22 protein-coding genes are annotated in these 22237 nt (G+C 65.4%); 14 read left to right on the top strand and 8 right to left on the bottom strand.

Going from position 1 to position 22237, the window contains the following annotated elements:
* The 8 genes from EG885_RS13560 to pqqA all read right to left on the bottom strand — a co-directional run.
* Window positions 1-1159, bottom strand: a 1159-nt coding sequence (locus EG885_RS13560) for an FIST N-terminal domain-containing protein (RefSeq protein WP_131575459.1), incomplete at its 3' end; no start/stop codon positions are given.
* Window positions 1159-1866: a response regulator transcription factor gene (locus tag EG885_RS13565; protein ID WP_131575461.1), complete on the bottom strand. Its 708-nt coding sequence runs from the start codon at window positions 1864-1866 to the stop codon at window positions 1159-1161. The genes EG885_RS13560 and EG885_RS13565, both read right to left, overlap by 1 nt.
* Window positions 1867-1987: 121 nt before the next feature.
* Window positions 1988-2815 (bottom strand): quinoprotein dehydrogenase-associated SoxYZ-like carrier, encoded by an 828-nt coding sequence (locus EG885_RS13570; RefSeq protein ID WP_131575463.1) that lies wholly within the window; start codon window positions 2813-2815, stop codon window positions 1988-1990.
* A 3-nt stretch (window positions 2816-2818) separates the two neighbouring features.
* Complete coding sequence (gene pqqE, locus EG885_RS13575) at window positions 2819-3892, bottom strand: pyrroloquinoline quinone biosynthesis protein PqqE (protein ID WP_242679655.1); 1074 nt, start codon at window positions 3890-3892, stop codon at window positions 2819-2821.
* A 77-nt stretch (window positions 3893-3969) separates the two neighbouring features.
* The gene (gene pqqD, locus EG885_RS13580; protein ID WP_131575467.1) at window positions 3970-4263 is read right to left on the bottom strand and encodes a pyrroloquinoline quinone biosynthesis peptide chaperone PqqD; all 294 of its coding nucleotides are present in this window, start codon (window positions 4261-4263) and stop codon (window positions 3970-3972) included.
* Window positions 4260-5027, bottom strand: a complete 768-nt coding sequence (pqqC, locus tag EG885_RS13585) for a pyrroloquinoline-quinone synthase PqqC (protein WP_379105750.1) — start codon at window positions 5025-5027, stop codon at window positions 4260-4262. The genes pqqD and pqqC overlap by 4 nt, the downstream gene beginning before the upstream one ends.
* Window positions 5024-5905, bottom strand: coding sequence for a pyrroloquinoline quinone biosynthesis protein PqqB (pqqB, locus tag EG885_RS13590; protein ID WP_131575470.1), 882 nt, complete (start codon window positions 5903-5905; stop codon window positions 5024-5026). Before pqqB ends, pqqC begins: the two co-directional genes overlap by 4 nt.
* Before the next feature lie 75 nt (window positions 5906-5980).
* Complete coding sequence (gene pqqA, locus EG885_RS13595) at window positions 5981-6073, bottom strand: pyrroloquinoline quinone precursor peptide PqqA (RefSeq protein WP_042250260.1); 93 nt, start codon at window positions 6071-6073, stop codon at window positions 5981-5983.
* A gap of 148 nt (window positions 6074-6221) precedes the next feature.
* On the opposite strand from pqqA, the gene EG885_RS13600 reads away from it, so the two are divergent.
* The 14 genes from EG885_RS13600 (at window position 6222) to EG885_RS13665 (ending at window position 22158) form a co-directional block, all read left to right on the top strand.
* Window positions 6222-7280, top strand: a complete 1059-nt coding sequence (locus EG885_RS13600; protein WP_131575472.1) for a quinoprotein relay system zinc metallohydrolase 2 — start codon at window positions 6222-6224, stop codon at window positions 7278-7280.
* Window positions 7281-7376: 96 nt separating this feature from the next.
* Window positions 7377-8720, top strand: a complete 1344-nt coding sequence (locus EG885_RS13605) for an ABC transporter substrate-binding protein (RefSeq protein ID WP_131575522.1) — start codon at window positions 7377-7379, stop codon at window positions 8718-8720.
* 58 nt (window positions 8721-8778) lie between these two features.
* Window positions 8779-9774, top strand: coding sequence for a carbohydrate ABC transporter permease (locus EG885_RS13610; RefSeq protein WP_131575474.1), 996 nt, complete (start codon window positions 8779-8781; stop codon window positions 9772-9774).
* A complete protein-coding gene (locus EG885_RS13615; protein ID WP_131575476.1) occupies window positions 9774-10907 on the top strand; it encodes a carbohydrate ABC transporter permease in 1134 nt (377 codons plus the stop codon). Before EG885_RS13610 ends, EG885_RS13615 begins: the two co-directional genes overlap by 1 nt.
* Before the next feature lie 37 nt (window positions 10908-10944).
* Window positions 10945-12444, top strand: coding sequence for an alpha-amylase family glycosyl hydrolase (locus tag EG885_RS13620; protein WP_131575525.1), 1500 nt, complete (start codon window positions 10945-10947; stop codon window positions 12442-12444).
* A 19-nt stretch (window positions 12445-12463) separates the two neighbouring features.
* Window positions 12464-13681: an ABC transporter ATP-binding protein gene (locus tag EG885_RS13625; RefSeq protein ID WP_131575478.1), complete on the top strand. Its 1218-nt coding sequence runs from the start codon at window positions 12464-12466 to the stop codon at window positions 13679-13681.
* 71 nt (window positions 13682-13752) lie between these two features.
* Entirely contained in the window at window positions 13753-14724 is a 972-nt protein-coding gene (locus EG885_RS13630) for a GAF domain-containing protein (RefSeq protein ID WP_242679653.1), read from the top strand.
* Between the two features lie 110 nt (window positions 14725-14834).
* Window positions 14835-16361 carry an aldehyde dehydrogenase gene (gene adh / locus EG885_RS13635; RefSeq protein WP_131575481.1) on the top strand — a complete coding sequence of 509 codons (1527 nt, stop codon included), beginning with the start codon at window positions 14835-14837 and terminating at the stop codon, window positions 16359-16361.
* 95 nt (window positions 16362-16456) lie between these two features.
* Entirely contained in the window at window positions 16457-17512 is a 1056-nt protein-coding gene (locus tag EG885_RS13640; protein WP_131575483.1) for a DNA topoisomerase IB, read from the top strand.
* Window positions 17509-17856, top strand: a complete 348-nt coding sequence (locus EG885_RS13645) for a DUF779 domain-containing protein (RefSeq protein ID WP_207392277.1) — start codon at window positions 17509-17511, stop codon at window positions 17854-17856. Before EG885_RS13640 ends, EG885_RS13645 begins: the two co-directional genes overlap by 4 nt.
* Window positions 17857-17911: 55 nt before the next feature.
* Window positions 17912-18829, top strand: coding sequence for an N-acetyl-gamma-glutamyl-phosphate reductase (argC, locus tag EG885_RS13650; protein ID WP_131575487.1), 918 nt, complete (start codon window positions 17912-17914; stop codon window positions 18827-18829).
* A gap of 140 nt (window positions 18830-18969) precedes the next feature.
* Window positions 18970-20316: a calcium-binding protein gene (locus EG885_RS13655; RefSeq protein WP_131575489.1), complete on the top strand. Its 1347-nt coding sequence runs from the start codon at window positions 18970-18972 to the stop codon at window positions 20314-20316.
* A gap of 91 nt (window positions 20317-20407) precedes the next feature.
* The gene (locus tag EG885_RS13660; RefSeq protein ID WP_131575492.1) at window positions 20408-20989 is read left to right on the top strand and encodes an ANTAR domain-containing response regulator; all 582 of its coding nucleotides are present in this window, start codon (window positions 20408-20410) and stop codon (window positions 20987-20989) included.
* Complete coding sequence (locus EG885_RS13665; RefSeq protein ID WP_131575494.1) at window positions 20986-22158, top strand: CmpA/NrtA family ABC transporter substrate-binding protein; 1173 nt, start codon at window positions 20986-20988, stop codon at window positions 22156-22158. Before EG885_RS13660 ends, EG885_RS13665 begins: the two co-directional genes overlap by 4 nt.
* Window positions 22159-22237: the final 79 nt, after the last annotated feature.

Consider the following 22237-nt stretch of genomic DNA (forward strand, 5'->3'; position numbering starts at 1 on the left):
GATGGACCCGGTCCGCGCCTGCCGGGTCCATGAAGGCCAGCCCCACAAAGGTCTGGTTCACATGCATGCCGCTGTGCTGTTCGCCATAGGTGTTGAATCCCGCCACCCGGTGGTGGCGATACAGATCCGACATCCGGTCCATCAGCCCGGCACGTTCCAGGGCCAGCCTGCGCAGGATGCAGTCAAAGGCCAGCACCATCAGCGGTGGGCGGGGCAGCGCGTCCAGCGCGTCGGAAAAGCCCTGCGTCATATCCTCGGCCCGGCCAAGGGTCAGGACGGTGCCCGTATCGATGGCCGACATCAGCGACAACCCGCCATCATCGGTGACGGCGCTGATCGCGCGGACATGATGCCTGCGCCCCATGCGCAGAAGCAGCGGGTGGCGGGCGAATTCTGTGGGGGTCAGCGACGCGCGGGTCAACCCGGTCAGCCGGGCATATTCATCGGCAGCGGGTTCTGCGTTCAGTTCCAGAATGCGGCGGCGTTCGGGGATGGCTGCGGTGACGACGGCGCGGGTCGGGGTCGGGCTGAAATGGGCGAATGTCACCTCGCGGATGGTCAGGTCTGTTTCGACCAGCAGAAAGACCGCGACATTCGATTGCACCACCCCCTGCCCCAGCAGCGAGGTCACCTTAAAATCCAGCCCGTCGCCCGCCGATCCGCCCAGCACCGGGACCGAGGGCAGCGCCGCGTCCAGCGTGGCGACCAGCGCGTCCTCTTGCCCGGTCAGCCCGTCGACCAGCAGCAGGCCGAACAGGCTGCGATCGGCATCATGGCCGAAACTGCGCGCCATCGCCCGCAGGCTGGCCATCCAGCCCGAGACCGGCAGCGCCGACAGATCGGGCAGAACCAGGGCTGCGGCGCGGAAATGACGGGCGGGAAAGCCGATCGCCACGACACTGTCCGAGGCATAGCCCTGCGGCCCGATTTCCCCGGCGGAAGAGCATCCGGCGATCACGCAACCCTCGGGCAGTCCCGGTGTCAGCGCTTGGGCAAGGGCCGCCAGTTCATCGCCCTCGGCCCCGAACAGCAGCACCATGGCGGGATGGGTGCCGCGCAGGCCGTCCAGCAGGGCGGGGACCAGATCGGTCCCGCCGCGGTCGGCCTGCACAGCGACCGGTCCGGATGCGCCCTCCTTCGCAGCCGGTCCGGTGTTCATCAACCGGCCTCGAACAGCCGGATCGAATTGGCCAGCAGCACGGCCTGCGTGCGGCGGCGGGCGTTGATCTTGGACATGATCGCGGTGATATGCGTCTTGACCGTGGCCTCGGCGATGGACAGCTCGTAGCTGATTTCCTTGTTCGCCTTGCCCTTGCAGATCAGCCTCAGGATCTTCATCTGCTGCGGCGTCAGCGAGGAAAAGCGCCGCGCCAATTCCGCCTTGGCCTGTTCTCCCGCACCGTCCTGTTCGGGACGATAGCATTCGGGGGTGACATGTTCGCCCTCCCACATGCGGCGCAGGCTGTCGACCAGCGCCTCGCGGGACAGGGACTTGCTGATATAGCCTTGCGCCCCCGCCGCCATCGCGGTCGAAATCATCGCGCCTTCCAGATCGGCCGAGATCATGGTGATCGGCACGCCCGGCAATTGCCGACGCAGCGTGACGATGCCTTCGGACCCGCGCGCATCGGGCAGGTTCAGGTCCAGAATCACCGCATCGGGGGCACCCTGCACCCGGATCTGTTCGACGGCTGCGGCAAGGCTGCGGGCGGTCCGGACATTCTTCAGGCCAAAGCTGATCTTCAGCGTCAACGCCAGCGCGTCGCACATCAGCGGGTGGTCGTCGACAATCAGGATTTCACGGACCTGATCGGCGGTGGGTCGCGGTGACGGCGCAGGGCGCACCTGCATGGCGGCTGCGGTCATGGCATTCCTCCCAAAATTACCAGCGGGGCTCCCCTCCTCCAAGGTTCGTCCGCTGCATACAGTTTAGGCCCGCTTGCGCATAAAGCAAGCGGGATACCACGACCAAAGGTGCAGAACCGTTTTAGCTTTTGTTGACGGGCTCGCCTGTCGCGGGAAAGCTTTCGGTCCATGTATTGCCATCGGTGTCCTCGACCCGGACATGAACCGGCTGGCCATTGGGTTCATACTGAAACCGGAAGACCGGATCCTCGCTGACCGAGATGCCCGCCGACATGGTGAACAGCAGATCCTCGCCCTGCCGGACATCCAGACGGTCGATGAAATGGGCCGGGATGTTCAGCAGCGTGACCTGATCGCGCTGCAGGCCCGAGAAATTCGGGTGCCGGATCATCAGCGTGCCGATCTGGCGCCCGTCTTCCGAGGTGGAGCGCCAGCGCATCTGACCCATGCTGGCCTCGACCGCGGCCATGTCCTTGCCTGCGGGGGCCGAACAGCCGCCCGCCGCCTTGACAAAGCGCCCGGCCATGACCTGCGCGCCATCCGCCTGCGTTGCGATCGCACGGACATCGGAATAGCTGTCCACCCGCACCCGCACCTCGAAATCCAAGGGCATCAGGGCGGGGCCGAAACTGTATTCGGCGGCCACGGGGGCGGGGTTGCCATCGATGACCAGCGTCAGCGCCTCAAGGGCCGGGGCGGTGGGCGATTGGGTCAGGCGCACCGGCACGATGGCCGCGTCATGGGCACGCACAGGCGCCTCCAGATCAAGAACCGCGGTGTTCAGGGGCGGATCGACATCCGCCGCGATGATCGAGTATCGCAGATCCTCCCACACCGGCGAGGGTTGCAGGGCATTCGTCTGCGCGGCGGCAGTGTCCTGCGCGGCAGCGGGCGCCACGCCTGCGGGCAAGGCCAGCAGGACCGCGCCAAGGGTCAGCCAGTATCTCATCACCTATCCTCCCTTTGTCATCCTCCGATAGACAAGATCGCTGGTCGTGGCGGCCGCATCCTCCTCGGCTTGTGCCACGACCTGCGCGTGCAGCGGAGATTTCGAACAGACCGGGTCCGTCGCCCGCGCGTCGCCCGCCAGCGCCATGGCCTGACAGCGGCAGCCGCCGAAATCGACGGTCTTGCGGTCGCAGCTTTGGCAGGGCTCGGGCATCCATGCGGTGCCCCGGAACGCGTTGAAACTGTCGGACAGGTGCCAAATGTCGGACAGGGAACGATCCTGAACATTCTCGAACCGCATCCAGTCGATGGATTGCGCGGCATGGCAGGGAAGAACCGTGCCGTCGGGGCCGACATTCAGGCCCGTGCTGCCCCAGCCCCCCATGCAGGCCTTGGGATAGACCGCGTGATGGTCGGCGGGGACATAATCGATGACCATCCGACCCCGCAGCCGCGCGCGCGCGTCATTCACCACCTGCCGGGCAAAGACCGCCTGTTCGCGCGTGGGCATCAGCGCCTTGCGGTTCAGATCCGCCCATCCGTGGAACTGCACCGTCGCCACCTCGATCCGCCGCGCACCAAGGCGTTCCGCCAGATCGATCATGTCGGGCAGACGGTCCATGTTCTGGTGATGCACGACCGCATTGATGGTCAGCGGAAAGCCGATTTCCGTGACCCAATCGCTGAAGGCCATTTTCTTGTCCCATGACCCCGGATGGCCGCTGATCCGGTCGGCCATGTCCGGGCGGATGCCCTGCAATGACAGCTGCACATGATCGACGCCCGCGCGGTCCAACTCGATCAGCCGGTCCCGGGTGATGCCGATCCCCGAGGTGATCAGGTTCACATACAGCCCCGCATCCCGCGCATGGGTCACGATCTGCGCCAGATCGCGCCGCACACCGGGTTCCCCGCCCGAGATATGGACCTGCAGGACGCCCAGATCGGCGGCCTGACGGAACACGCGGCCCCAGTCATCGGCGCTGATCTCGGACGCGGCGCGCACCAGTTCGACCGGATTGCTGCAATAGGGGCAGGCCAAGGGGCAGCGATGCGTCACCTCGGCCAGCATGGCCATGGGCAGGCCGGGGGTGACGGGGTTGCCGTCCAGATCGCGCGGCCCGTCCTGCTGTTCTGCGGGGGTGTGCTGGTCCTTCATGAGGCGTCCCTGACAAAGACCATGCGCCGTTCGATCAGCCCGGTCAGGAAATCGCGGACATCGCCCGCGATCTGTTCGGGTGGCGCGTGATAGCGGGCGGCCAGATCGGCGATGATGGTGGCCATGCTGCGCGCGCCGTCCAGTTCGGACAGGATCGCCTCGCCGATCTGGTCCAGCTGCATCGCCCGTTCGGGCGCCTGCAACACCCGGATGCCGCGCACCCGGTCGCCCTGCAACCGCACGCCGCGCGGCAGATAGGGGATGTCATGGCCTTGGATCAAGGGCGTCATGCGCGCATCCCCTGACCGGGCTGCCATGCGCCGGGGGGAATGTTCCCCTCGACATAGCCATGCCACAGCGCATCCAGCTGCGCCCACAGAACATCGGTCTTGAAGGTCAGCGCCGCCGCGGCCGCATCCTGCTTTTCAGCCGTGTCGGCATGGGTCAGGACGTAATCCAGACCGAATTTCACATCCTCGGGCGCTTCTGTCAGGCGCTTCTTGAAATAGGACAGACTGCTGTCATCGGCAAAATCGTAATGCCGCAACAGTCCCTCGATCCGCTGCGCGTGAATCTTTGGCGCGAACAGTTCGGTCAGGCTGGCGGCGACGGCGTCCAGCAGGGGCATGTCGCGCACGAAGCGGACATAGGCGTCCACCGCGAACCGCGTGGCGGGCATGATGCCGGTACCGCCCGCGACGTAATCGGGGTCCAGACCCACCGCCTGCGCCAAGGCCAGCCAGCGCCGCAAGCCGCCGCCCTCGGTCTGGCCACCGTCATGATCCTCGATCCGCTTGCGCCAGGCGCGGCGCAGGTCGGGATCGGTGACGCGAGACATGAAGGCCGCGTCCTTCATCGGGATGCGCGACTGATACATCCAGCGATTGATGACCCAGGCCCGCACCTCGTCCGGGGTGCAGGCGCCGCCATGCAAGCGGGCGTGGAACGGGTGGCGGTCGTGATAGCGCTCAGTGCCGATGGCGCGCAGCCGCGCCTCGAATTCCTGTGGGGTCTGGGCCTGTGGGGATTGGGCCTGATCGCGGATGTCTTTCACAAGCTGATCTCCATGCCGTCGCGGCCGACCTGCCAGCCCTGCCGGGCGGCTTCCACCGCCTCGGGGCTGGCCGGATCGGTCAGCGGGTTCGAATTGTTCATATGCACGAACAGGCGCTGCCCGATCGTGGTTCCGGCCAGCGCGGGCATCGTGTCGGTGACGGCCATATGCCCCATCCGGCGCCCGGTCTTGCGGCCAAGGCCCATGCGAATCATCTCGTCATCATCCCACAGCGTGCCGTCGAACAGCAGCGCATCGCAGCCCTCGATCCGCGCGCGCAGCCATTCGGGCAGATCGGCGCAGCCGGGGATATACAATGCGCGGCGGTCGGCGGTGCGCAGTTCGACCCCCACGGTGGTCTCACCCATCAGGCCGGTCTCGACCACCGCACCCTCTTGGTACAGGGGCACCTTGCCGGGCACGGCGAACAGGGTCGCGGTCAGGCCGGGGGTCAGTTCGACGGTCTGATCCAGCGCAACGGTCAGGCGCGGGACGAATTCGGGATTCACCGCCGCCAGCATCGGATTGGCCGCCAGCGCATCATGGATCGCCGCCGTCGCATACAGATCAAAGGGCTGGCTTTCGCGCAGGGTCAAAAGCCCCGCCACATGATCGATATCGCCATTGGTGACCAGCACTGCCCGCAGCGGCATGCCACGCGGACCGGTCGGATGCAGGGCCGGGGTCGCCGCCAGCTGCATGCGGATATCGGGAGAGGCGTTCAGGATCGCCCAGGTCCGCCCATCGGCGCTGACCGCGACCGAGCTTTGGGTTAGGGACGGAATGCGCCCGGCCCGGGCCGCGTCGCAATTGGCGCAGCCGCAATTCCATTGCGGCAATCCACCGCCCGCCGCCGCTCCCAGAATGATGATGCGCATCGGGTCATGCCTTGCAAAGAAGAAAGCCCCGCCCGATCAGATCGGACGGGGCCGCATCCTGCCTGAAAGTCAGGCTCAGAACAGAACGGGTTCGTCCTCGGCCGGTGCGTACATGTTGATTTCCATGCCGCAAGCGATCTCGGTCAGAATGGGTTTGGTCCAGGCCATGATATGCTCCTCCTATATCCGGTGGTGCCGCTAAGAAGGCGACTGGTCTTTAATGTAGATCAGAGGGAAAATGAATCAACAGGACTAAGGTCGTATTCCCGTGACCATTTCGTGAGCGGATAGATAGGGACAAGAGGTCCATGGCGCCATGTTTCATCTGATCCTTGGGGTATGTCTGGCGCTGTCCAACGGGCAATGCGGCCAGATCCTGCTGCCAAAGGGCGATTCCCCCAATCTGGCGGGCTGTCAGGCACAGGCGGCGCAGGTGGCCGCCGACTGGCTGGCCGACCGGCCCGATCTGACCGGGGGTGCGCCCCTATGCCGCGCCAATGCCGATCTGCCCGCCGCCCGCCTGGACGAACTGGCCCCCGGCGTCTTCGCCCATTTCGGCACCTCGCGGCAGATGGAGGAAACAGCGGACGGCCGCATCGCCAATCTGGGCGTGATCATCGGACGGGACGGCGTGGCGGTGATCGATGCGGGCGTGTCGCGGGCCGAGGGGCAGGCCCTGTATGTCGCGATCCGGCGGCTGACCGACCGGCCCGTCACCGATCTGATCCTGACCCATATGCATCCCGACCACGTCATGGGCGCCGAGGTGCTGGCCGAGGCGGGCGCCCGGATCACCGCCCATCACGCCCTGCCCGTCAGTCTGCAGGCGCGGGCAGGCAGCTATCTGGACAGTTTGCAGGGCCTGTATCCCGCCCCGGAATGGATCGGCACGCGGATCGCGCTGCCCGACAGGCTTGTGACCGACCGCGACCGCATCGATCTGGGCGACCGGCATCTGGACCTGCGGGCATGGCCCACGGCGCATACCGACAGCGACCTGACGATGCGCGACAGCGCCACGGCCACGCTGTTCACCGGCGATCTGCTGTTTCGCGACCTGACCCCGGTGGTGGACGGATCGCTGAGGGGCTGGCTGGACTGGATGGCGGGCAATCCCGCCGCAGGGGCGGCGCTGATCGTGCCCGGCCACGGCCCGGCCTCGGCGTCATGGCGCGATGCCTCGGACCCGCAGCGGATCTTTCTCGACGCGCTGGCGACCGAGACACGCAACGTCATCGCCCAAGGTCTGGCCCTGTCCGAGGCCGTGCCCGTCATTGCCGACGCCTTGCAACCACTGGGGAAAATCTGGTTCTCTTATCCCGCTACGGTGGCGCGGAACGCCACTGCGGCCTACAAGGAACTGGAATGGGAATGAGAAGCATTTGACAGGTTCCGCCGCCCTGTCGGATGCTGGCGGTAACATCGGGGTCAACGTCCCCGCATCTTCAGGGAGGAAGATTTGAAAACCACTATGTTCACGACCGTGGCCGTCCTTGCGCTTGGCGCCGGCATGGCGCAGGCGCAGCTGGTGATCGAACCGGGCAGCGACGACCGCATCAACTGGACCAGCCTCGAGGAATTCGCCGCAGCGCATCCGGGACTGGAGGGCGAGAGCTTCGACATTCTGGGCCCGTGGCTGGGCGGCGATCAGGAGCTGTTCCAGTCGGTCATCGCCTATTTCAACGAGGCGACCGGCGCGCAGGCGAATTATTCCGGCTCGGACAGTTTCGAACAGCAGATCGTCATCGACAGCGAGGCCGGATCGCCGCCCGACATGGCGGTCTTTCCGCAACCGGGTCTGGCCGCCGATCTGGCGGAAAAGGGGTTCCTGCGCCCGCTTGGCCCCGACACCGCGCAATGGATCATCGACAATTACGCGGCGGGCGACAGCTGGGCCGCGCTTGGCACCTATGCGGGGGCCGACGGGGCGGATGCGCTTTACGCCTTTCCCTACAAGGCCGATGTGAAATCGCTGGTCTGGTATGTGCCTGAGAATTTCGAGGATGCGGGATACGAGATCCCCGAAACCTATGAAGACCTCAAGACCCTGACCGAACAGATCGCCGCCGAGGGCGAGACGCCGTGGTGCATCGGTCTGGGATCGGGCGGCGCCACCGGCTGGCCCGCGACGGACTGGGTCGAGGATCTGATGCTGCGCACCGCAACCCCCGAGGATTACGACGCCTGGACGACCAACGGCATGCCCTTCAACGACCCCAAGGTCGTGGCCGCGATCGAGGAATTCGGCTGGTTCGCCAAGAACCCCGATTTCGTGGCGGGCGGTGTCGGATCGGTCAGCGCGACCGATTTCCGCGAAAGCCCGGCGGGTCTGTTTGCCAGCCCTCCGGGGTGCTATCTGCACCGGCAGGCCAGCTTCATCACCACCTTCTTTCCCGAAGGCACCATCGTGGGCGAGGATGCGGATTTCTTCTATATGCCCGCCCCCGCCTCGGGTGATCTGGGCCAGCCGGTTCTGGGCGGCGGCACGATGTTTGCGGTGCTGTCGGACAACCCCGCCGCGATGGCCTTTGTCGAGTTCCTGAAAACCCCCGCCGCGCACGAGATCTGGATGGCGCAGCAGGGCTTTGTCACCCCCTATACCGGCGCCAATGTCGAGGCTTACGACGATCCCACCGTCCGCCGCATGGGAGAGATCCTGCTGGACGCCACCGTCTTCCGCTTTGACGGGTCGGACCTGATGCCCGGCGCCATCGGCGCGGGGGCCTTCTGGACTGGGATGATCGATTTTGTCGGCGGCGCCTCGGCGCAGGACGTGGCGGATCGCATTCAGGCCACATGGGCCTCGCTGAACTGAAAGCGGCCCGGCGCGGCGGCCGGTCCGCCGCGCCCTTACCGACAGGGGAGTGACAGGGATGGAATTGCTGTGGCTGGCGGTCAGCACGATCGTGATCGGGGTGTTCAGTTGCGTGGCGTGGTTCTGGGGGTCGAACTGGCTGCTGGACCGGATCTATCCGCCGCGCGGGGCCCGGGCGGGCGACAATATCCGCCGGGCCGGGCAGATCCGGCCATGGCTGTTTCTGGGCCCGGCGATCCTGTTTCTGACCCTGTATCTGGTCTATCCGGTTCTGGACAGCTTCTGGCGGTCGCTGTTCAATTCGAACGGGTCGCAGTTCGTGGGGGCCGACAATTACATCTGGCTGATGAACGACGCCAAGTTCCGCGAATCCATGCTGAACAACATGATGTGGCTGCTGGTCGTGCCCGCCCTGTCCACCGTCTTCGGCCTGATCGCGGCGCAGCTGACCGACCGGATCAAATGGGGCAATATCGGCAAGTCGCTGATCTTCATGCCGATGGCGATCAGCTTTGTCGGCGCGGGGGTGATCTGGAAATTCATCTATGAATACCGTGCGTCCGGGGAAACCCAGATCGGCCTTCTGAACTGGATCGTCACACAATTCGGGGGCGAACCGCAGATCTGGCTGACCCTGCCGGTCTGGAACAACCTGCTGCTGATGATCGTGCTGGTCTGGATTCAGACGGGCTTTGCAATGGTCATCCTGTCCGCCGCGCTGCGCGGCATCCCCGAAGAAACGATCGAGGCCGCCGTGCTGGACGGCGCATCGCCGTTGCAGGTGTTCTTCAAGATCAAGGTGCCGCAGATCATGGGCACCATCGCGGTCGTCTGGACCACCATCACCATCGTCGTGCTGAAGGTGTTCGACATCGTCTTTGTCATGACCAACGGACAATGGGGCACGCAGGTGCTGGCCAATCTGATGTATGACTGGATGTTCCGCGGCACGCCCGATTACGGGCGCGGCTCGGCCATCGCCATCGTCCTGATGATCCTGGTCACGCCGATCATGGTCTGGAACATCTGGAACGCACGCAGGGAGCTTCGCTGATGGAGGGTATGGCCGGACAGAAATCCTCGCTGACATGGGTGGTCAATATCTCGGCCTTCCTGCTGGTGCTGCTCTGGACGATCCCGACTTTGGGGCTGTTCGTGTCGTCGTTCCGCGATCGCGACCAGATCTCGACCTCGGGGTGGTGGCAGTCCTTCTCGGGGTCCGAACAGACCGGTTTCGTGCGCACAGGCACTGCCGATGATCAGACCGAGCGCGACGGGATGTACGTGATCGAGGGCACCGCGCTGGAGGGCACCCAGGAACTGACCAGCTGGGGCACCAATGCCCGCGACCCCGCCGCCAATGAGCCCGGCGACACGGTCGAGATCGACCCCGGCGTCACCCTGACCGTGGCCCCCGACGGCGCCTATCAGATGATCTCGGCCCAGCCCTTCGAGATGACGCGGGGCGAACGGATCTTTACCACCACCCTGTCGCCCGCCAGCTTTACCACCGACAATTATGGCCGCGTGCTGACGGCGGGGGGGCTGGGCCGGGCCTTCATGAACACGATGACAGTGACGATCCCCGCCACCGTGATCCCGATCCTGATCGCCGCATTCGCCGCCTATGCGCTGGCCTGGATGACCTTTCCGGGGCGCGCGCTGCTGACGGCGGCGGTGGTCGGCCTGCTGGTCGTGCCGCTGCAGGTGGCACTGATCCCGCTGTTGCGGCTGCACAACGATCTGGGGCTAGGCAAGGGATATCTGGGGATCTGGCTGGCCCATACCGGGTTCGGCCTGCCGCTGGCCGTCTATCTTTTGCGAAACTATATGGTCGGCCTGCCACGCGAGGTCATCGAATCGGCCCGCGTCGACGGCGCCAGCGAGTTTCAGATCTTTCGCCGCATCATCCTGCCGCTGTCTTTTCCGGCACTTGCCAGTTTTGCGATCTTTCAATTTTTATGGGTCTGGAACGATCTGCTGGTCGCCACCGTGTTTCTGGGCAATACCCGCGAGCAATTGGTGATGACGGGCCTTTTGCGCGAACTTATGGGATCGCGCGGAGGTGAATGGGAGATCCTTGCAACCTCGGCCTTCATCTCGATAGCCGTACCGTTGCTGGTGTTCTTTGCCATGCAGAAATACCTGGTCCGCGGATTGCTGGCCGGGTCGGTGAAAGGCGGATGAATTGACGGAACAGGCCACGGACTGGTGGAAGGGCGCGATGATCTATCAGATCTATCCGCGCAGTTTTCAGGACACGACCGGCAGCGGCACCGGCGATCTGGGCGGCATCGCCCAAAGATTGCCCTATGTCGCCTCGCTTGGCGTGGATGCGGTCTGGATCTCGCCGTTCTTCACCTCGCCGATGAAGGATTTCGGCTATGATGTCAGCGATTATCAGGGCATCGACCCGATCTTTGGCACCATGGACGATTTCGACTGGCTGATCCAAAGCGCCCATGATCTGGGGCTGAAGGTCATCATCGATCTAGTCATGTCGCATACCTCGGACCGCCATGCCTGGTTTCAGGAAAGCCGGACCAGCCGCGACAATCCCAGATCCGACTGGTATGTCTGGGCCGATCCGAAACCCGATGGAACGGTGCCCAACAACTGGCTGTCGATGTTCGGCGGCAGCGCATGGCAATGGGATCCCCGGCGCGAGCAGTATTACCTGCACAACTTCCTGTCCTCGCAGCCGGACCTGAACTTTCACAATCCCGTCGTTCAGGATGCGTTGCTGGACATGGCGCGGTTCTGGCTGGACAAGGGCGTGGACGGGTTCCGGCTGGATGTCGTGAACTATTACTTTCACGACCAGCAGCTGCGCGACAACCCGCCTCTGGCGCCCGAATTGCGCAAATCGGACACCGCGCCCGCCGTCAATCCCTACAACCATCAAAGCCATCTGTTCAGCAAGTCGCAGCCGGAAAACATCGCCTTTCTGGAACGCTTTCACCAGACGATCGCCTCTTACGGGGCCGCCGTGGTGGGCGAGATCGGCGACAGCGAACGCGGGCTGGAACTGCTGGAGGAATATACCGGCGTGCCGGGCCGGGTGCAGATGTCCTATGTCTTCGATTTCCTGTCGGGCACCGATCTGCAGGCATCGCGTATCGTCGACGTGTTCGACACGCTGCAGGCCGTCGCGCCGAATGCCTGGCCCTGCTGGGCGATGTCGAACCATGACGTCGTGCGCCACATTTCCCGGTGGAGCCTGACCGACCCCGCTGCCAAGGCCTATGCCACGGTGCTGCTCTGCCTGCGCGGATCGGTCTGTCTTTATCAGGGCGAAGAGCTGGGCCTGCCCGAGGCCGATCTGCGGCTGGAGGATCTGCGCGATCCCTATGGCATCGAGTTCTGGCCCGAATACAAGGGCCGCGACGGCTGCCGCACACCGATGGTCTGGGATATGGGCGTGAATGGCGGCTTTTCGACCAGCCAGCCCTGGCTGCCGGTGCCGCACACCCATCTGCAGCGCACCGCCGTCAGCCAGGAAGCCGACGCCCAGTCCATGCTGCATCATTACCGGTGGGCCATCGGTCTGCGCCGCAAGCACAGCGCGCTGCGCGGCGGGGCGATGACGGATATCGCGGCCGAGGGCCCGGTCCTGTCCTTCCGCCGCACGGACGACAAGCAGAGCCTGCTGATCCGCGCCAACCTGTCCGAGGATGAGGTGGCCGGTCTGAGGCCGTGGCAGGTTCAGATCATCGAGGGATAAACCGGGGAGGGGAACGGCCATGGCCGGACTGAAACTGACGGGCATCGCCAAGGCTTATGGCGATGTGAACGTGCTGCACGACATCGATCTGGACATCGCCTCGGGCGAATTCGTGGTCTTTGTGGGCCCCTCGGGCTGCGGGAAATCGACGCTGCTGCGGATGATTGCCGGGCTGGAACAGATCACCGGGGGCGAATTGCAGATCGGGGGCCGGGTGATGAACGACATCCCCCCCAGCCAGCGCGGCATCGCGATGGTGTTTCAGTCCTATGCGCTTTATCCGCACATGACGGTGCGCGACAACATGGCGTTTGCCCTGAAAATCGCCGGGCAAAGCAAGGAACAGATCACCGCCGCGACCGACCGCGCGGGCAAGATGCTGCAGCTGACCCCCTATCTGGACCGCCTGCCCAAGGCCCTGTCGGGCGGCCAGCGTCAGCGCGTGGCCATCGGGCGGGCCATCGTGCGCGACCCGCAGGTTTATCTGTTCGACGAACCTCTGTCGAACCTGGACGCCGCCCTGCGCGTCGCCACCCGGATCGAGATCGCGCAGCTGAAGGCGTCGATGCCCGACCGCACGATGATCTATGTGACCCATGACCAGACCGAGGCGATGACGCTGGCCGACCGCATCGTGGTGCTGGCCGGCGGGACCATCGCGCAGGTCGGCGCGCCGCTGGAGCTGTACGAGCGTCCGATGACCGAATTCGTCGCCCAGTTCATCGGCAGCCCGGCGATGAACCTGCTGCCCGGACGGGTCAGGACCGTGGGCGCGACCACCATCGTCGCGCTGGATGGCGGGCTGGAGGCGCATGTTGCCATTCCGACTCGCGCGGGCGACGAGGACATGCCCGTCACTCTGGGCGTCCGTCCCGAAGACATGCGCATCACCGAAGGCACCCCGGTCTTCGAAAGCACCGTCGATCTGACCGAGGCTTTGGGCGAGGTGACGCTGCTGTACTTCGGCACCAATGCCGACACCGCGCCGATCACCGCCAAGCTGCCGGGCATTCATCCCGACCTGAAGGGCCGCCGCGTGCGGCTGACCGCCGATCCCCATGCGCTGCACCTGTTCCACAAGGGCCTGTCGCTGCTGTATCGCGATGGCACACCGCCGCCCTATCAGCCGCGCATGGCTGCACCCTCGGGCAGCATGGGCGGCACACCGGCGGCGCCAGATCACGACCGGGACCGCATCGACGAAGGGGTGATCAAGCCTGCCGGTCCCGTCCGCTGACCCTGCGACCAAGGTCGCAGATCGCGGGGCGCATTCGGTGATATACTTCCCCTCAATCCACGGAGGGGCAGATGACCTCACGCACCCATGCCGATCTGGTGGCCGCGCAATCGCAATCGCGCAGCGCCACCTCGGCCCTTGCGGCCAGCTGGCGGCGTTCGATGCTGAAACATGGGCTGGACCCGGCGGATCGCCGCCCCCCCGACCGGCTGTCCGCGTCCGAACTGGCCCTGCGCCATCAGGCGATGGCGGGGTTTCTGCATGTCGCTGGTCCGCAGCTGGATCAGCTGCACGATCTGGTCGGCCTGTCGGGCTGCAATGTCCTGCTGACCGATGCCGAGGGCGTGGTGCTGGATCAGCGCGTGCTGGACGGCGATGCGGCGCAGTTCCGCGAATGGGGCCTGTGGCGCGGCGCCGTCTGGTCCGAGGCCGCGCAGGGCACGAACGGCATCGGCACCTGTCTGGCCGAGGGGCGGCAGGTGACCATCCATCGCGACGAACATTTCCACACCCGGAACACCGGCCTTTCCTGCATGGATGCGCCGATCTGGGGGCCGGACGGGCGGCTGTTGGCGGCGCTGGATGTCAGTTCGGCGCGGGCCGATCAGACCGAACGCTATAACCGGCTGATCTCGGCGCAGGTGGCCTCGACCGCCCGGGCGATCGAGGCGATGTTCTTCCGGTCCAGCTTTCCACAGGCGCGGATCGTGCTGGCCTCGGACGATCCGGGCGAACAGTCGGCGCTGCTGGCGGTGGACAAGGACGATCTGGCCATCGGCGCGACCCGCGCCGCGCGACGGGTCTTGGGGCTGGAACGCGAAGGCGCGCTGCGCCCTCGCCCCGCCGTCGATCTGCTGGGCCGTCAGGGCGATCTGGCGGGGTTCGACAAGGCCGAACGCGCCGCCGTCATGCGGGCGCTGGCGCGGGCCGAGGGCAATGTGTCGGCTGCGGCGCGCGCGTTGGGGGTGGGGCGCGCGACGCTTTATCGGCGCATGGCGCGCTTGGGGATCACCGATCACCCAGGCGGACTGTCTCAGCACTGAGACAGCTTTTGCCCCGCGGCGCGCAAGGGCGGTTGCCCCGAATCGCCCGGTGAACGACCCTACAGCCAGACCGGATGGGGAGATCCGGGACTGACCCCAAGGAGGAACCGATGCCGAACGACCAGACGCATGAATTCAAGGGCGTGGGCGTGATGCCCTTTGCCAGCCGCTATGACAACTTTATCGGCGGCCAGTGGATGGCCCCCAAGTCGGGCCGCTATTTCACCAACACCACCCCCATCACCGGCGCCCCCATCGGAGAGATCGCCCGGTCGAACGCCGACGATATCGAGGCCGCGCTGGACGCCGCCCACGCTGCCAAGGACGCATGGGGCAAGACATCGACCACCGATCGGTCGAACGCGCTGCTGCGGATCGCCGACCGGATGGAGGCGAACCTGCAGCTGCTGGCCACCGCCGAGACATGGGACAACGGCAAGCCCATCCGCGAGACGATGGCCGCCGACCTGCCGCTGGCCGTGGACCATTTCCGTTACTTTGCGGGCGTTCTGCGCGCACAGGAAGGCGGCATCAGCGAGATCGACAACGACACCATCGCATACCATTTCCACGAGCCGCTTGGCGTCGTGGGCCAGATCATCCCGTGGAATTTCCCGCTGCTGATGGCCTGCTGGAAGCTGGCGCCCGCGCTGGCTGCGGGCAATTGCGTGGTGCTGAAGCCCGCCGAACAGACCCCGGCCAGCATCATGGTCTGGATCGATCTGATCGGCGACCTGCTGCCGCCGGGCGTGCTGAACATCGTCAACGGCTTCGGGCTCGAGGCGGGCAAGCCGCTGGCCTCCAGCCCGCGCATTTCCAAGATCGCGTTCACCGGGGAAACCACCACCGGACGGCTGATCATGCAATATGCGTCGGAAAACCTGATTCCGGTGACGCTGGAACTGGGCGGAAAATCCCCCAACATCTTTTTCGAGGATGTGACCCGCGAGGATGACGATTTCTTCGACAAGGCGATTGAGGGGTTCGTGATGTTCGCGCTGAACCAGGGCGAGGTCTGCACCTGCCCGTCACGCGCGCTGATCCATGAAAGCATCTATGACCGCTTCATGGAGCGTGCCCTGAAACGGGTCGAGGCCATCGTGCAGGGCGATCCGCGCAACGAGGCCACGATGATCGGGGCACAGGCCAGCAGCGAGCAAAAGGACAAGATCCTGTCCTATTTCGACATCGGCCGGAAGGAAGGCGCCGAGGTGCTGACCGGCGGCGAGGCGGCAGACCATGGCGGCGAGTTGTCGGGCGGCTATTACATCAAGCCGACGGTCTTCAAGGGCCACAACAAGATGCGCGTGTTCCAGGAGGAAATCTTTGGCCCGGTCGTGTCGGTGACCACCTTCAAGGACCATGACGAGGCGTTGTCGATCGCCAATGACACGCTTTACGGTCTGGGTGCGGGCATCTGGTCGCGCGACGCCAACACCTGCTATCGCTTTGGCCGGGCCATTCAGGCGGGCCGGGTCTGGACCAACTGCTATCACGCCTATCCGGCGCATGCGGCCTTTGGCGGCTACAAGCAGTCGGGCATCGGGCGCGAAAACCACCGCATGATGCTGGACCATTACCAGCAGACCAAGAACATGCTGGTCAGCTATAGCCCCAAGAAGCTGGGCTTTTTCTGATCCTGACCTTTGGTCACAGCGAATGGCCTTCGGGCCGTCCGCAACCCGGCCCGGCGCTGCGGCGTTGGGCCGGGACACTCATCCGGATCCCGCCCATGCCGAAAGATGCCATCATCGACCCCGAGGATGCCGCGATCAGCGCGGGCTTGGTCTATGTGAACGAGGATATGGCGGGCATCACCCGCATCCGCGCGGGCAAGGGGTTTTCCTATCGCGACACGGACGGGCGCAGGATCACCGACCGCGCGACGCGCAAGCGGCTGGCCGCGCTGGCCGTGCCCCCCGCCTATACCGATGTCTGGATCTGCCCCCATCCGCAGGGCCATATTCTGGCCACGGGCCGCGATGCCAAGGGGCGCAAGCAATACCGCTATCACCCCGATTTCCGCGAACTGCGCGACGGCAGCAAATATGACCGCATGCTGGATTTCGCGCGCGGCCTGCCGAAACTGCGCCGTCAGGTCGATGAGGATATGGCGCGGCGTGGATTGCCGCCTGAAAAGGTGCTGGCGACCATCGTCTATTTGCTGGAAAACACCATGATCCGGGTCGGCAACGCGACCTATGCCAAGGCGAACAAGTCACACGGCCTGACGACCCTGCGCGCGCGGCATGTGACGCTGACCGGCAATCAGGTCCGGTTCCGGTTCAAGGGCAAATCGGGCAAGGACTGGGATCTGGGCCTGCGCGACCGCCGCGTGGCGCGGATCATCCGGGCGGTGCAGGATCTGCCCGGCCAGCATCTGTTCCAGTATCTGGACGACGAAGGCCAGCGCCATCAGGTCACCTCGACCGAGGTGAACGCCTATCTGCGCGCGGTGTCCGGCCGCAACATCACCGCCAAGGATTTCCGCACCTGGACCAGCACGGTTCTGGCCGCCATCGCCCTGTCTGAATTTGAAAAGGCCGACAGCGAGGCCGCCGCCAAACGCAATGTCCGCGACGCGATCGAAACGGTCGCCGCGCGGCTTGGCAACACGCCGACGATCTGCCGCAAATGCTATGTCCATCCGCAGATCATCGACGGTTATCTGGCCGATGAGCTGAAGCTGGAACTGCAGGACGAGATCGCCGAGGCGCTGAGCCACGACGACCTGCGCCCCGAGGAAAAACAGGTTCTGACATTTCTCAAGAAAAGGCTGAAGACATGAGCACCGTCACCGCGACCCCTGCGGCCCTGCGCCTGATCGCCGAGATCGTGGCCGATCATGGCCCGGTCATGTTCCACCAGTCGGGCGGCTGCTGCGACGGGTCGTCGCCCATGTGCTATGCGCAGGGGGATTTCCGGCTTGGCGAACGCGACGTGCGCTTGGGCGAGATCGGCGGCGCGCCCTTCTATATCTCGGGCTCGCAGGCCGAGGCGTGGAAGCATACCGACCTGATCATCGACGTGGTGCCGGGCCGGGGCGGCATGTTCAGCCTGGACAACGGGCGCGAGGAACGGTTCCTGACCCGGTCCGAGATCTGCAGCGTCGAGGGGCCAACGCCGTTGTGACCGCGCGGGCCCTGCGCTAGACAGGCCCCGATCTGGCAAGCGAAAGGCTGTCCTCATGACCCACAGCGTCTTCATCGATGGCGAGGCCGGAACCACCGGCCTGCAGATCCGCGACCGCCTTCTGGCGCGCGACGACATCCGTCTGGTGCAGTTGGACCCCGCCCGGCGCAAGGATCCCGCAGCCCGCGCCGAATGTTTCGCGCAAGCCGACGTTGCGATCCTATGCCTGCCCGATGATGCCGCGCGCGAGGCCGTGGCCCTGACCGCCGACATGGACGTGCGGCTGATCGACGCCTCGACCGCGCATCGGATCGATCCGGCATGGGTCTTCGGCTTTGCCGAACTGGCCCCCGAAATGCGCGAGATGATCGCGGCGGCGCGGTTCGTCAGCAACCCGGGCTGCTATTCCACCGGGTCCATCGCGATCATCGCTCCCCTGGTCGCCGCAGGTCTGATCGAGGAAACCGAGGCCCTGACGATCAACGCCGTCAGCGGCTATACCGGCGGCGGCAAGGCGCTGGTCGCGGAATATGACGCAGGCGGCGCGCCCGCCCATTTCGTCTATGGCCTGAACCAGCGCCACAAGCACATCCCCGAGATCATGACCCATGGCGGGCTGCTGCTGCAGCCGGTCTTTGCGCCCTCGGTCGGGAATTTCGCGCAAGGCATGGCCGTGCAGCTGCCGCTGCATCTGGACGACGACCGCAGCGTCGCGGCCCTGCATCAGGCGCTGGCCGACCATTACGCGGCCGAGGCTTTCGTACAGGTCGTGCCCGCCGACGAACTGGGCGCGCGCATCGATCCGACCGCGCTGAACGGCACCAACCGCATGCGTCTGAGCGTGCATGGCGATGATGAGACGGGCTGCGCCACGATCATCGCGGTGCTGGACAATCTGGGCAAGGGCGCTTCGGGCGCGGCGGTGCAGAACCTGAACATCATGCTGGGCCTGCCCGAGGATGCGGGGCTTTAAGGGCCGCCAAACTCCGCTCCGGAAAATTAACCCTTTCTTAACTGTTCCTTTGACGCAGACCCGGACCGGGGCCTAATGGCCCCGGCATTTGTCTGTGCGAATCACGGACACAGGGCGGTATTTTTCAGGAGTTTTCAAAAGTGGCACGGGTTTTTGCATATCGCGGCTTTGATCAGCTGAACTTCGATCTGAGCGCCCTTTATTACAACTCACTGGGCTTTGAGTTCAGCGACAATATCAATCTGGACCGTGACGGCCGGATTCTGGAAGACATGCTGGCCGTCGCCTATGAATGGAACGGCGACATCTTTGGCATCGGTTTCGCCGGCAGCCGCTTTCGCATGGACGGTGACCGCGTGACGGGTGGGACACTGCAGGCGATCGCCGAGGTCCGCGCCGTCAACGGCAGCTTTGAAGAGATGTGGGAGATGGACGGCCTGAACCTGCCTCTGACCGACATCTACAACGCCACCCTGACCCGATCGACGGCGGACGATGTGCGTTTGATCGGGCGCATGCTGTCCGGCAACGACCTGTTCGAGCTGAGCTTCGAGGCCGACCGCGCCTTTGGCATGGCGGGCCATGACACACTGATCGGCAATGGCGGCGACGACACGCTTGGCGGTGGCGCGGGCGATGACCGGCTGTTCGGCGGGCTGGGTCAGGACCGGCTGATGCTGGATGCGGGCAATGACGCGATCTTTGGCGGGGTGGGTCAGGATTGGGTCATCATGCAGGGGCCAGCGGCGATCCGGGTCGATCTGGCCGTGGCCACCCAGCAGAACACCCGGCAGGGCATGGATATCATCACCGGCGTCGAACACGCTGCGGGCGGAGCGGGCAATGACACGCTGCTGGGGGATGCGCAGGCCAATATCCTGCAGGGCGGCGCGGGCAACGACCAGTTGACGGGCCGCGCCGGGGCAGACCGTCTGGTCGGCGGGCTGGGCCATGACCGGCTGGACGGCGGCGACGGCTTTGACATGCTGATCGGCAATGCCGGGACGGATACGCTGATCGGCGGGCGCGGCAATGACACGCTGGACGGCGGCATGGGCAATGACCGGCTGGATGGCGGCATCGACCGCGATCGGCTGTGGGGCGGCACTGGCAACGACACGCTGATCGGCGGATCGAATGGCGATGTGCTGACCGGCGGCGCGGGGGCGGATGTCTTTGTGTTCCGCGCCCTGACCGACAGCCGTGTGGGTCAGGGCGACCTGATCACCGATTTCCAGCGCGGCACCGACCGGATCGACGTCAGCGGGATCGCGCTGTGGAATATCCCCGGCAATCCGCCGTTTGAGTTTGGCGGGTTCGGCGCGCTGCAACCGGGCACGCCGGGTCAGCTGACCTTCCACCATCATCAGGGTGACGGTTTGCGTGAAACGCAGGTGCTGCTGGATATCGACGGCGACGGGCGCGCGGACGCGATCATCCGCATGACCGGCATCCTGACCCTGACCGAGGGTGACTTCATCCTCTGATCTGCCTGATTTTCGGGCAAACACGGCCTGCCATGCCCCGTCGGGGCGCGGCGGTCTTGCCAAGGCGCGGTCAAGGGGGCCCTGCTGCGGCATGGAACGGCTGTCAATCATCGTGGTCGAGCGCGACCGGGAACGGGCGCTGAAGATCGTCGACGGGCTGCGCGCCTCGGGCGATCATCAGGTCACGGTGATCGCCGAGGAAACCGGTCTGGCCCGCCGCATCGCCGAACAGCAGCCCGATATCGTGCTGATCGACGTGGCCAACCCCTCGCGCGATGTGCTGGAGGAACTGGCGCTGGTCTCGGGGCCGCTGGAACGTCCGGTGGCGATGTTCGTGGACCGGTCCGACGAAGGCCTGACCCGCGCGGCGATCGAGGCGGGCGTGTCGGCCTATGTCGTGGACGGGTTGCACAAGGACCGCATCAAGCCGATCCTGGACGCCGCCATCGCGCGCTTTCACATGTTCCAGAAGATGCGCGCCGAACTGGCCGCCACCAAGGCCGCGCTGGAAGAACGCAAGATCATCGACCGCGCGAAAGCCATCCTGATGAAGGCGCGCGGCATCGACGAAGAGGCCGCCTATGCCCTGCTGCGCAAGACCGCGATGGATCAGAAACGCCGCGTCGCCGATATCGCGCAGCAGCTGGTGATGGCGGCAGGCCTGCTGACATGACCGACCGGCTGCGCCTTGGCTATGTGCCGCTGAGCGATGCCGCGACCCTGATCATCGCGCAGGAACTGGGCTTTGCCGCCGAAGAGGCGCTGGATCTGGACCTGATCCGGGTGGGCAGCTGGGCGCAAAGCCGCGATCTGCTGGGCACGGGCGGTATTGATGCGGCCCATATGCTGGTTCCCGTGCCCATCGCGCAAAGCCTGGGTCTGGGCCCCGCCTATCCCGATTTCGACCTGCTGATGTTTCTGTCCCAGGGCGGGCAGGCCATCGCCGTGTCGAAGACGATCGAGGACAGGCTGCGCGATCAGGGCCATCCGTTCGATTTCCGCGATCCGGTCGCCGCCCGCGCCGCGCTGCAGCGCGCCCATCCTGGCCCGCTGCGCGTCGGCGTGCCCTTTCCCTTTTCTACCCATGCCGAACTGGTGCGCCACTGGTTGCGCGGCACGCCGCTGGCCGCGCGGCTGACGGTGCATACCGTCCCGCCCCCGCAAATGGCCGCTGCGATGGCCTCGGGCGAGGTCGATGCCTTTTGCGTGGGCGAGCCATGGGCCTCTTATGCGGTCGAACGGGGGGTGGGCGCGCTGCTGCTGCCGGGCCGGGCGATCTGGGCCGCGCCGCCCGAAAAGGGGTTGGTCATGACCCGCGCCTTTACCGAAACCCGCCCCGAAGCCACGGGCCGCCTGATGCGGGCGCTGTGGCGCGCGGGCCGCTGGCTGGATCATCCCGGCAACCGCAGCACCGCCGCCGAGATTCTGTCGCGCGCCGATTACCTGAACCTGTCGCCGGAACTGTGCGAACGCGGTCTGCTGGGCCGTCTGCATGTCACCGCGACGGGCGAGCTGCGGGATTATCCCGATTTCATCCGCTTTCACGCCGAAGGCGCGACCTTCCCCTGGCGCAGCATCGCGTCGATGATGGCCGCGCGCATGGCCGCCCGGCACGGTCTGGACCCCGGGCAGGCAACCCAAAGGGCAGCCGGGTGTTTCCGCACCGATCTTTACCGTCTGCATCTGCGCGAGGCGGGCGCGCAACTGCCCGGCGCCTCGTCCCGGATCGAGGGCGCGGTGCAGGCCCCGACCCTTGTCGCCGCCGAACAGGGCCAGATGATTCTGGGCGCGGATGCGTTCTTTGACGGCTATACTTTTGACCCGGCGTTTCAAACCCGCTGAAATCGCAGGCAGGGTGCTGCCTTACGCGGCCACGATGCCAAAACCTCTGCCCTGCGGCCTGCGATTGCTTGACCGGCAT

Source organism: Paracoccus nototheniae (assembly GCF_004335005.1).
GTDB lineage: Bacteria > Pseudomonadota > Alphaproteobacteria > Rhodobacterales > Rhodobacteraceae > Paracoccus > Paracoccus nototheniae.